This window comes from Candidatus Accumulibacter vicinus, assembly GCF_000584955.1.
GTDB classification, from domain to species: domain Bacteria; phylum Pseudomonadota; class Gammaproteobacteria; order Burkholderiales; family Rhodocyclaceae; genus Accumulibacter; species Accumulibacter vicinus.
The window spans coordinates 34,069-46,056 of the sequence record NZ_JDSS02000037.1 but is presented as its reverse complement, the minus strand read 5'-3'; the positions used below and the strand labels follow the sequence as shown (position 1 = coordinate 46,056).

General features: G+C 65.1%; 8 protein-coding genes. 6 read left to right on the top strand and 2 right to left on the bottom strand.

Translation table 11 applies throughout. From position 1 onward, the window contains the following. From CAPSK01_RS16040 to CAPSK01_RS16015, 6 genes are all read left to right on the top strand, one after another. Window positions 1-973: AAA family ATPase (locus CAPSK01_RS16040; RefSeq protein ID WP_273703844.1), on the top strand; the 973-nt coding region annotated here is incomplete at its 5' end. Further along, on the top strand, window positions 974-1,603 hold the full coding sequence (locus tag CAPSK01_RS16035) for a retron system putative HNH endonuclease (protein ID WP_034928957.1): 630 nt from the start codon (window positions 974-976) through the stop codon (window positions 1,601-1,603). After that, on the top strand, window positions 1,600-1,977 hold the full coding sequence (locus tag CAPSK01_RS16030; protein ID WP_034928954.1) for a hypothetical protein: 378 nt from the start codon (window positions 1,600-1,602) through the stop codon (window positions 1,975-1,977). The genes CAPSK01_RS16035 and CAPSK01_RS16030 overlap by 4 nt, the downstream gene beginning before the upstream one ends. Next, the gene (locus CAPSK01_RS16025; RefSeq protein ID WP_034928951.1) at window positions 1,974-2,549 is read left to right on the top strand and encodes an AAA family ATPase; all 576 of its coding nucleotides are present in this window, start codon (window positions 1,974-1,976) and stop codon (window positions 2,547-2,549) included. The genes CAPSK01_RS16030 and CAPSK01_RS16025 overlap by 4 nt, the downstream gene beginning before the upstream one ends. After that, window positions 2,546-2,731 carry a hypothetical protein gene (locus tag CAPSK01_RS16020; protein WP_034928948.1) on the top strand — a complete coding sequence of 62 codons (186 nt, stop codon included), beginning with the start codon at window positions 2,546-2,548 and terminating at the stop codon, window positions 2,729-2,731. Before CAPSK01_RS16025 ends, CAPSK01_RS16020 begins: the two co-directional genes overlap by 4 nt. 51 nt (window positions 2,732-2,782) lie before the next feature. Next, on the top strand, window positions 2,783-5,809 hold the full coding sequence (locus CAPSK01_RS16015) for a type I restriction endonuclease (RefSeq protein ID WP_034928945.1): 3,027 nt from the start codon (window positions 2,783-2,785) through the stop codon (window positions 5,807-5,809). 285 nt (window positions 5,810-6,094) lie between these two features. On the opposite strand, the gene CAPSK01_RS16010 is transcribed toward CAPSK01_RS16015, so the two are convergent. Continuing rightward, on the bottom strand, window positions 6,095-11,272 hold the full coding sequence (locus CAPSK01_RS16010; RefSeq protein ID WP_034929423.1) for a RecQ family ATP-dependent DNA helicase: 5,178 nt from the start codon (window positions 11,270-11,272) through the stop codon (window positions 6,095-6,097). Between the two features lie 55 nt (window positions 11,273-11,327). Next, complete coding sequence (gene fabG, locus CAPSK01_RS16005; RefSeq protein WP_273703843.1) at window positions 11,328-11,987, bottom strand: 3-oxoacyl-ACP reductase FabG; 660 nt, start codon at window positions 11,985-11,987, stop codon at window positions 11,328-11,330. Window position 11,988 lies beyond the last annotated feature (1 nt).

Here is an 11,988-nt window from a genome sequence, read left to right as displayed (position 1 = left end):
TGCCACCGCCGCTACCGATTTCGCCCAGGCATTGAGCGCCCGCACGCTGACCGGTGAGCTGGAAGCGGGCATGAAGGAGACCCGCGCCGCGCTGGCGAACCTGAAGAGCGCGGCCCATCCGCCGCTGGCGGTGTATTTCTCGCCCAAGCGCCAGTTGCCCGGCCAACCGCGCAGCCTGCCAGAGGCCAAGCCCTTCGACCCGTCCATCGCCTACGGTCGCGCCCTGAATGACCGCGAGGTGGAACTGCGCGAGTTCATGCACTGGTTCCGCACCCAGGAGAAGCTGGGTGCTGCCAATGAGCCACGCCGGTTCAAGGTGCTGGACGCGTTACGCGCCGTGGTGGGCGAACTGGTGCCCGAGTTCAGCAACCTGCGCATTCAGGAGCAACCGCGCCTCGGCTTCGTGGTGGACAAGCGCGGCCAGCCCTTCTACCTGCATCAGCTTTCCGACGGCGAACGCGGCCTGCTGGCCCTGATGTTCGATCTCACCCGGCGCTTGGCCATCGCCAACTCGGACAGTGACAACCCTATCGCCGACGGCGTGGCACTCGTGTTGATCGACGAGATCGAACTCCACCTGCATCCCAAGTGGCAGCGCGATGTCTTGCAGCGCCTGCGCGACATCTTCAAGGCCTGCCAGTTCGTTGTGACCACCCATTCGCCACTGGTGCTGGGCGAGGTGCCGGCGCGCTGCGTGCGCTTCCTCGAATTCGTGAATGGCAAGGTGGGCGTGACCGTGCCCACAGAGGCCTATGGCATGGATGCCAACCGCATCCTGCAGGAGTTCATGGGTGCCCCGGTGCGCAACCGGGAGGTGGACGGTGAACTGAAGACCCTCTTCGAACTGATAGACCAGGAGCGGTTTGACGAGGCTCGCTCCGCCATTGCGGCCCTTGAACACAAGCTGTGCGAAGACGAGCCCGAGTTGACCCGTGCCAGTTCGCTGATCCGCTTTCTGGAGGGCGCCGAGTAGATGCGGACCATCCAGAAGGGGCCGGAGCCCGCCACCTTGACCCAGCATCGCCAGCAGCCGCATACCGACTATGACAACTACGCCGACAAAGCGGCCTTGCGGCAGGCGTTGGTGGCTGAGCAGCGCGGCCTGTGTTGCTACTGCCAGTCACGCATCCGGGCCACGCCCGAGGGTATGAAGATCGAGCACTGGCAATGCCAAGCCGACCACCCCGGGCGGCAGCTCGATTACAACAATCTGCTCGGCGCCTGCTTGGGTGGGCAAGGCCGTCCCGAGCGCGAGCAGCATTGCGATACGCGCAAGGGCAACAACGACCTGTGCTTCAGCGTGTGTGACCCTGCTCACCCCATCGAGCGGCACATCCGGTTTCTGGGTGACGGCAAGATCAGCGCGGACGATGCCGACATCGACAAGGCCATCAATGCGGTACTCAACCTGAACCTGCCGCGCCTGGTCAGCAATCGCAAGGCGGTGCTCGCGGCGTTCCAGCAGCGCCTGGAGGATGGGCGCCGTGTTGATCCATCGCGTGAGCTGCCCAGATGGGATGGCAGCGAACCTGGCGCATTGCCGGAGTTCGCACAGGTCGTCGTTTACTGGCTGCGAAAGAGGCAAGCGAGGGCCGCCGCATGAAGCGCACCAGCGAAGCCGCTTTCGAGACCGCCATCGAGGCGGTATTACTCGGCGAGGGATACACGCGGGTCGAGGCACGGGCCTTCGACTGCGAGCGGGCAATCTTCCCGGACGAGGCCTTGGCATTCATCCGCACGATGCAGCCCGAGGTGTGGAAGAAACTGGAATCGCTGCACGGCAAGCCAACCGGCGCGCGAGTTCTGGAATGGCTGCGAAAGTGGCTGGTTGTTCATGGCACGCTGGCCACGCCAGGTCACGGCTTCAAGGGTTTCGGCAAGACGACGCGGTTTGCTGGTGCTCCCAAGGAACGCCGCGCCGCCCTGATCACCGCCGCCGTCACCGGCCAGATCCCGCTGGAGGAAATGACCGGATGACCCGCACCTGCTGGATCATCGCTGGCCCCAACGGCGCGGGCAAGACCACTTTTGCGCTGGAGTACCTGCCCACGGTGGTGGGCTGCTCCCACTTCATCAACGCCGACCTGATCGCCGCCGGGCTTGCGCCGCTTGCCCCGGAGCGGGAGTTGCTGGCCGCCAGCCGCCTCTTCCTGCGGGAGCTGGAAACCCGGATCGTGGCCGGTGAAAGCTTCGCGTTCGAAACCACCCTGGCTGGACGCACCTATCTGCGCATGGTCGACCGGCTGCGCCGCGACGGCTGGCGGGTGGACCTGATCTATCTGGCGCTGCCCAGCGCCGAGATGTCAAAGCTGCGCGTCGCCGAGCGGGTGGCCCACGGTGGGCACGCCATCCCGGAGGCGGATATCGAGCGGCGCTTCCCGCGCAGCCTGCGCCACCTGCTGGACGACTTCAGTCAGCGCGTCGACCGCTGCATCTGCTTCATGAACGATGGTGAAAATCCGGAGCTGGTCTTCGAACAGTGCGGAGACCAGCGCGACATCCTGTGCGCTGACCACTATCAGCTATTGCTTGAGAAGGCCGAACGATGAACGCCAAGCGAATCACGACCCCATCCCCGGAGGGCCAGAAGCAACTGGACGCGCTCCGCAAGTCCGTTGCGAATGTTCTGGAGAAGAAGCGGCGTCTGGGTCAGTACGCCGTCACCTGGGAGAACGGCAAGCCGATGGTGCGGGGTGAAGATGCGCCCGTCGTGCCGGCCAGGGCGCGCTGACTGCGGTAGTGCTTTGACCCTTCTGGACCCCCACCGACCACGGAACCCAGCATGAAGCGCACCAGCGAAGCCGCTTTTGAGACCGCCATCGAGTCGGTCCTGCTTGGCGAGGGCTATACGCCGCTCGATGGCACGGGCTTTGACCGCGAGCGGGCGATCTTCCCCGATGAAGCGCTGGACTTCATCCGCGCCACCCAAGCCAAGGTGTGGGAGAAGCTGACGGCGTTGCACGGCGAGCAGACCGGCACGCGGGTGCTGGAATCGCTGTGCAAGTGGCTGGACACCCACGGCACGCTGGCCACGCTGCGTCACGGTTTCAAGTGTTTCGGCAAGACCTTGCGGATGGCCTTCTTTCGCCCGGCGCACGGCCTGAACCCGGAGCTGGAGGCGCGCTATCAGGCCAATCGGCTGGGGCTCACCCGCCAATTGCACTTCAGCCCGAAGTCGGAGAAGTCGCTGGATGTGGTGTTGTCGGTCAACGGCATCCCGGTGGTGACACTGGAGCTCAAGAATCCCTTGAGCGGACAGACGGCGGCGAATGCCATCCACCAGTACCGCCACGACCGCGACCCCCGTGAACCGATCTTCGTGTTCACCAAACGCACGCTGGTGCATTTCGCGGTCGATACCGAAGAGGCGCACATGGCCACGCGCCTGGCCGGTTCATCCACTCATTTTCTGCCCTTCAACCGAGGCATGGAGGGCGGAGCCGGCAACCCGCCCGACTTTGATGCGCGCAACTACAAGACGGCGTACGTGTGGGAAGAGGCCCTGCAACGCGACAGCTTGCTCGACCTGCTCGCCCGCTTTCTGCATCTCGATGTGCAAGAGAAGACGACGGACGACGGCAAGAAGATTCGCAAGGAAAGCCTGATCTTCCCGCGCTATCACCAGTTGCAGGCGGTGCGCCAGGTGGTGACAGCCGCTGCCAGTGAAGGTGTGGGACACAACTATCTGGTTGAGCACTCGGCAGGCAGCGGCAAGAGCAATACGATTGCCTGGCTGGCGCACCGCCTGTCCAGCCTGCACGACGAACGCGATGAGCGGGTTTTCGACAGCGTGGTGGTCATTACCGACCGGGTGGTGTTGGATCGTCAGTTGCAGAACACGATTTACCAGTTCGACCATCGCCAGGGCGTGGTGCAGAAGATCGACGAGGATTCGCGCCAGCTCGCCGAGGCGCTGGAAGCCGGCGTGCCGATCATCATCACCACGTTGCAGAAATTTCCGTTCGTGTCCGGGCAGCTGGCCAGGCTGAGCGAGGAGCGCGGCGAAGGCGGCAAGAGCCATCTGCCCGCACGCAAATACGCGGTGATCATCGACGAGGCGCACAGCTCGCAATCGGGCGAGACGGCGACGGAACTCAAGGGTGTGCTGGGCGGCGCGGAGCTGCGCCGCAAGGCGTGGGAAATGGCCGAGGAGGAGGGCGAGCTCGAACTCGAGCGCCTGTTCCGCTCCATGGCCAAGCGCGGCCATCAGCCGAACATGAGCTTTTTCGCCTTCACCGCGACGCCCAAACACAAGACGCTGGCGATCTTCGGCCGCAATGGCCAACCCTTCCACCGCTACACCATGCGCCAGGCGATCGAGGAAGGCTTCATCGAGGACGTGCTGAAGAATTACGTCACCTACAAGACCTACTACAAGCTGATCAAGAAGGCCGAGGACGACCCCAACGTCGAGCGCAAGAAGGCCGCCAAGGCGTTGGCCCGCTTCATGCGCCTGCACCCACACAACATCGGCCAGAAGAGCGAGGTGATGGTCGAGCACTTTCAGCACTTTACCCGGCACAAGATCGGCGGGCATGCCAAGGCGATGGTGGTGACCGGCTCGCGGCTGGAGGCCGTCCGCTACAAGCAGGAGTTCGACCGCTACATCCAGGAGAAGGGCTACCCGATCAAGAGTCTGGTGGCGTTCTCCGGTACGGTGGAAGACGACAAGATCCCGGAGAAGTCGTACACGGAGGTCGAGATGAATCGCGGCCTCAAGGAGAAGGAACTGCCCGACGCCTTCGCCAAGCCGGACTTCCGCGTGCTGCTGGTGGCCGAGAAGTACCAGACCGGCTTCGATCAGCCGCTGCTGCACACGATGTATGTGGACAAGCGCCTGGCGGGTATTCAGGCCGTGCAGACGCTGTCGCGCTTGAACCGTACCCATCCGCTCAAGGACGACACTTTCGTGCTCGATTTCGTCAATGAGCCCGGCGAGATCCAGGACGCTTTCCGTCAATACTACGAAGGCTCCGTGATGGGCGAGCAGGTCGATCCCGACAAGCTTTACGCGGTCAAGGCCGAGCTCGATGCCTCGGGGATCTACCTGCAGACGGAAGTGGCCGAACTGGTGCGGGTGTTCTTCGCCCCGAAGCGCCGCCAGAGTCCCGGCGACCACAAGACGATGAACGCGATTCTTGATCAGGCGGTCGCGCGCTTCGTGCAGTTGCAGAACACCGAAGAAGAGGAGGCCGAGCTGTGGCGCGGCAAGCTGCAGGCCTTCCGCAATCTTTACGGCTTTCTGAGCCAGGTGATCCCCTACCAGGACAGCGATCTGGAAAAGCTGTTCACGTACCTGCGGCACCTCGCGTTGAAGCTGCCCAAGCGCAAGAGCGGGCCGGGTTACCAGTTCGACGAGGAGGTTGAGCTCGACTACTATCGCTTGCAGAAGATCAGTGAAGGCTCGATCAGCCTCAGCGAGGGCTATGCCAAACCGCTGGACGGCCCGTGCGAGGTGGGGTCGGGCATGGTACGCGAAGAGCTCGTTTCGCTGTCTCGCCTGATCGATTTCATCAACCAGCGCTTCGGCGGCGAGTTGAACGAGGCGGACCAGTTGTTTTTCGATCAGATCGCTGAAGCAGCGAGCCTGAACGAATCACTGCAGAAGGCGGCGGAGGTCAACTCCCTCGACAAGTTCCAGCTGGTGTTCCGGCAGGTGCTCGAGTCCCTGTTCATTGAGCGGATGGAACTGAACGAGGACCTGTTCTCCGATTACATGGGCAAGCCGGAGATGCAAGAACTCGTCTCAAAATGGCTGGGTAGCCAGGTCTATGACCGACTGGCTGAGGCAAGAAAGGCGGGCAGATAACCACCCTCACGGGTGGGCGGTGATGTTGTTCGTGATGATCCTGGCGGGCGCGATCATGGACACCGAGTGGTTCGATCGGGAACGGATGGTTGTTGCAGACCAATCGCAACACGCTCAAGCAGCATTTCCGGGCGCTGGTGGAGCAAGGCCACCTGGGTCAGCACGGCGCCGGCAGGGGCGTCTGGTACGAGTTGCGATAGGGGTAGATTCGTCCCCGGCGTTCGCCACCAAAGCAATTCTTCGCAGCTCAGGGCCTACGACGAGCCTCTACGCGTGGCTGGAGCGTCAAGCACCCGGCGCGTACACCAGCTCGGGAACCACCATCTCCCAGGATTCAAACTGCGCGTTGATCCGCGACTTGTATGCCTCCGCCACGTCCCTCGGTCGGCGCACGTGGATGGCGGCGACGCGGGCTTCGATGCAGTGCATGTCGGTTTCCGGTTCGAAGTGCTGCGACAGGGCGCCGACGTCGACCCCTTGCGCATCACACAGTCGCCAGGCGCCGGCCGATGTCTGGCGAAGCGCGATCCAGCTGTCTACCGCGAGTGTGGCAAGCGCCCGGTGAATGGCGTGGCCGGGGGGATGGCGCGCGGCAAAGTCGAGGTCGATCTGCCGCCAGCCCAGTCGCCGATGGCGACGCGCCAGTTCGGGCGGCGGCGCTGGCAGCGGCGTCGCGAGGCGACGCAGGAAGGCCGGCGAGTCGGACGAGGAGTGAGACGAAGAGTCCGCCGGCCCTCCCGCCAGCACGTCGAGCCAGGCCTGGCCGCGAGCGAAGCGCGCCAGCGCCAGCGTCTTGCGGGCACGTGTCATGGCCACGTAGTACAGGCGGCGCGTGGCGTCCGCATCCTCGTTGGCGCCGCTCCGCAGCCAGTCGCCATCGAGGACCGCGACGTGATCGAATTCGAGACCCTTGGCCCGGTGCGCGGTCAGCAGCAGCAGGCCGGTCTGCCGACGGCGCGCTTCCCGGCCCCACTCGGCCAACCAGTCGAGGAAGTGGTCGAACGGCAGTTCTCCGTCGCCGGCATCGAGCGCATACTCGGCTACCGCTTCGCGCAGATAGCTCCACCAGTGCTCGGCAGGCGGCTTCGCGGGCTGCATCGCCAGCCACTGGCGGATCGTTGGTACGTCGATCAGCGCACTATCGCGCGTCCGCAACCAGCCGACCATCGTCTGCGTTTCGCGCAGACTCCAGAAGCCGTTGCTGTCTTCGTCGGCCTGCTGCACCGGAATGCCCCGCAGTTCGCAATAGCTGCGCACCGGGTCGAGTGAGCGCCAGTTGCGGGCAATGATCGCGCAGCGCGTCCAGTCCCACGCCGGCGCCAGATTTGCCAGGCGCTCGAATTCCGTGATCACGGCCAGGGCCTGCGTCCGATCGTTGTCGCCGGTCGGCAGGATCTGCACGCGCCCCTGGCCGACCGGGTCGATGCCGGCCCATTCGCCGCCGGCGGCCTGGCCCTTGCGCGCCGCATCGATGCGGATCGGGTGCGCCTGCTTCATGCGGTTTGCCGCCGGGGCGATCAGCCGGTTGGCGGCTTCGATGATGTTGGCCGTCGAGCGATAGTTGTCGGTCAGGAAAGACGGCCTGGCGGCATAGTCGGCCTCGAAGCGACGGATGAACGCGACCGAAGCGCCATTGAAGGCGTAGATGTTCTGGTCGTCGTCGCCGACGGCGAAGAGGTTGATGCGGCCGTCCTCATCGGGCCGGGTGCGGCCGGCCAGCGCCGAAATCAGTTCGTATTGTTCGGGCGCGATATCCTGATATTCGTCAACCAGAATCCAGCGGAAGCCGGCCAGCAGGCGTTCGCGCTGCAGGTCCGCTTCCTCGGGCGGCAGGTCCTTGCCCTTGAGCAGCCTGACCGCCTGTTCGATGATCTCCTTGAACCAGTCACCGTTCGTCCCTCCGCTCTGCGTGGCCAGACTGGCGCCGACCAGGCGCATGGCCAGTGCGTGCAGGGTGAGTACGGCCACGCCGCGGGCATCGTCGCCGATCAGTTCGCCGAGGCGCTGGCGAATCTGCACTGCGGCGTGGCGGTTGTAGGCGAGGGCCAGGATGCCGTGCGGGTTCTCGCGGCGGACGCGAATCAGGTAGGCGATGCGATGCACCAGCACCCGCGTCTTGCCGGAGCCGGGGCCGGCAAGGACGAGAACGTTGGTGCTTTCGCGCTCGTCGGTGACGATCTCGCGCTGTCGCCGGTTGTTCAGCACCTCGACGATGTCGTGCCACGACTGCGGCGTCGTCTGGCGCGTCAGTTCCTTGTCGCGATCGGGCAGCCAGCGGCGCATGAACTCGTCGCGTTGCAGGCTGAAGTAGTCCATCGTCAGGTGCAGCGCCTCGGCCATGGCCTTGAGTCCGCGCTGTACGTACTCGGCCATGACGTGAATCTGTACCACCTGTTCGTCATAGTGCAGCTTGAGTGGCGCGAAATCCCCCGGCATGAACTTCCGCTTCCAGTCCGGCTCCAGGCGAATCGTCATCGCCGGCCGGAAGACGGCCAGTCCCTTGTTGAGGCGGATGATTTCCTGCTCGTGCAGCCACAGCAGCGCACGGTCGAGCAGCTTGGGCGTGATCGTCCTTTCTGCCTTGAGCAGCAGATCGGCTTCCAGCGCGGCCAGCAGTTTGCCCAGCGTCGTTTCGGCCAGTTGATCGTTGCCGCGGGCGCCGGCAGGCAGACAGTCGAGCAGGTGGTCGAGCAGGCAGCCGGCAGCGGCTCGCCGGCGCCGGGCGGTGGCTTCCACGGCCGACCATTCGCGTTGCAGTTCGATGCCCAGCGATTCGACATCGACCCGCCGCAGCTTCAGGCTGCCCTGGCCGCCTTCCTCGTCGCGGCCGTCGGCGGCAAGGCTGCTCAGCAGTTGGCGCAGGCGCTCGGGCAGGGCGTCGGCGTGGCCGGCATCCTTCAGGTGCTGGTTGGCGTGGCGCAGATGGAGGATCGACGATTCGCCACGGCCCAGGTCCGGATGCTGCTCGCGCAGCAGGCCGATCAACGCCGATTCGAGTGCGGCGGCCTGCGCGAAGCGCTTCTTCGACGAGCTCTCGACGCCGACGTGGAGGTAGGCGGTCAGCGCCGTATCGTTGCTGGCCAGTCCCAGCGCCTCGAGGTCGTAGAACGCGGCGCGGACTTTCTCGGCGGAAAGCCCGGAGACGAGCATCAGTTCGTCGGTCGAGATGCCTTCATCGACCGGCGCGCCGATCAGTGCGCCGACAATCGCCAGCAGCCCTTTCCGATACTCCGGCGCGATGACCCTTTTCTCGATCTTCTTGCGCGCTTCGTCGAGCGAGGCGACGCGCAGCGAGGACGGGAAGACCTGTACCCGGTTTTCCTCGCGCGTCAGCAGCGCGGCTTCTTCGAGCCACGACACGGCGGTGCGCACGCGCGTGTCGTCGGTGGCCGAATCACGCTCGAAAGCGCCGTCTTCGTCCTCGGCGAGGATTTCGCCGGCGGTGGCGATCAGGTCTCCCTCCTTGCCGCCACCCCTGCGTTTCTTGCGGTCGAGATTGCGCAGCGAGTGCAGGATGGCCTGGATTTCCTTGCGCGACAGCCGCGAGCGCGCCGACATGCCGAACTGCCGCTCGACATCCTCGACCGTGTAGAGGAGAACGCAGCGTGCCGACTGACGGTCGCGGCCGGCGCGGCCCGCTTCCTGCAGATAGTTCTCCAGCGAACCGGGAATATCGGCGTGGATGACCAGACGCACATCGGGTTTGTCGATCCCCATGCCGAAGGCATTGGTGGCGACGATGACGCGCAGGTCGCCTTCGATGAATGCCTTTTGCGTGCTCTTCTTCGTTTCCGGCGGCAGCCGGGCGTGAAAGTGGTCGGCCGCCCAGCCTTTCTGCTGCAGAAAGCGGGAGACTTCCTCGGTCTGCTGGCGTGTCGCGCAATAGACGATGGCGCCGCCGGACAGCTCGGGCGGCAGATCGGTTTCCAGGATCTGGTGGATGTGCGAGAACTTTTCGGCCGGGCTGGTCGGGACGACGCAGAAATCGAGGTTGGCACGACTGGCGCCGCCGTTGAAGCAGCGCAGCTCGATGCCGAGCTTGTCCCTGAAATGATCCAGGATGTCGACCACCACAGCGGGTTTGGCGGTGGCGGTCAGGCAGAGGACGGGCGGGATCGCCTGATTGCCGGCCTTTTCGCGGATGAAGCGCCCGACATAGCGATAATCCGGGCGGAAATCCTGCCCCCATTTGGAAAGGCAGTGCGCCTCGTCGAGGACCCAGGCGCCGATTTCGCGTTGCGCCAGCACTTTGCGCAGCGTGCGGTTGCGCAGTTGCTCGGGGGAAACGATGAGAATGCCGATGTCGCCGAGGCGCAGGCGATCGAGCACGTCGGCGCGCTCGGGCATCGACAGCAGCCCGTTGAGTGCGGCACAGCTCCTGATGTTGCGGGCCTCCAGCCCGGACACCTGATCGGCCATCAGGGCCACCAGCGGCGAGATGACGACGGTCAGCGCACCGGTCTTGTCGAAGCGCGAGAGCGCGGGGATCTGGTAACACAGCGACTTTCCGGTTCCCGTCGGCAGAATCCCGAGGACGTGTTCGCCGCGCATCGCGGCTTCGACGATGCTCTGCTGCAGAGGCTGGCCCGCTTCGTCGGCCGGCTCCGGACGAAACTCGGCGAAGCCGAACCAGCGCACGAGTTCTTTGCGGGCATCGTGCCGTTCCCTGCACCACTGGCAGGCCGGGTCGGTGCAGGCGGTGTCGCGCAAGCGCCTGATCAGCATGCCGGCCTGCGGAAACTGATGGCACACCCATGGTGGCATCACCGAGTTGCCGCCGGCCACCGACAGCCAGGCCAGTGCGTAGGCCAGCGCCCAGCCCTGGTGGGCGGCATCGGCCACAACCTCGCCGAGCTGCGTCGCGCAGACGTGTCCGGCGAGTTGCTGGCGAATGGCGGCGAGCGCTTCGCCATCGCTCGGGCGGGCCTTGTGGCGCAAAGCCATGAAGAAGCGGTCCAGCCCCGACTTCGTCGACTTCGTGCTCTGCACGGTCGTCAGCCAGTGCCAGGCGAGGGCCAGGCTCGGCGACGCTTCGGCCAGCGCCGTTTGCTGGTCGCGGAAGACCTCGAGCGTCAGTTGCGCGTCGAGCAGCGGATCGTTCAGGCGTCCGCGCTGCAGTTGCCCGTCCTGATAATGCTTGACCAGATGGTGGTAGGGGTTGCGCGGGAAGGCCAGCGGGTTCAGCCACAGCGTGTCGACCACCGGCAACTGCAGCAGCCGCAGATCGGGCTTGGTGGCGACCAGATGCGGCAGGTCGAAAGCGATCAGGTTATGGCCGAGCAGGAAGCTGGCGCCTGCGGCGAGCGCGTCGAGTTGCTCCAGCGCGGCCAGCAGATGGCCCTGCCGGAAACGCAGCGACATCTCCGGCTGGTCACCACGAACGGCGGCAAAGCGGTGAATCCGCCCATCGCGCAGCCCGACTTCCAGGTCGATGGATAGACAGCGGGGAGCGAAACTACTCATGGGCAGCGCGAGTGGGCGTTTACGCTGCACCATCCCATGACCGTCCGATGCTCTTCTAGATCAGCGCGCCGTTGATCGAGATCACCTGGCCCGAGATGTAGGCGGCCTGATCCGAAACCAGGAAGCCGACGAGATCGGCGACTTCCTCGGGCTTGCCGGCGCGCTGCATCGGCACCAGTGTCCTGATCGTTTCGGCGTCGAAAGCGCCGTCGGCCATGCCGGTGGCGATGATCCCCGGCGCCACGGCATTGACCGTGATGCCACGGCTGGCCACTTCCAGCGCCAGCGACTTGCTCGCGGCCTGCAGCGCAGCCTTCGCCGCCGAGTAGTTGACCTGGCCACGGTTGCCGGTGATCGCCGCGACCGACGAGACGTTGACGACCCGCCCCCAGCGCGTACGGATCATCGGCAGGATCAGCGGCCGGGTGACGTTGAAGAAGCCGTTCAGGCAGACATCGATGACGCGGTCCCATTGTTCGCCGGACATGCCGGGAAAGACCGCGTCGGCATGGATGCCGGCGTTGTTGACCAGGATCTGGATCGGGCCGGCGGCGAGGAGGTCCGCCAGCACCGTCGCCGTAGGCTCGCGCTCGGTGATGTCGAAAACGACCGCTTCGGCGCTGCCGCCGCCGGCGACGATTTCGCTGACGACCGCCTCGGCCTGCGCGCGGCCGCGGTGGGCGTGTACGATCACGTGGCAGCCGTCGGCGGCCAGG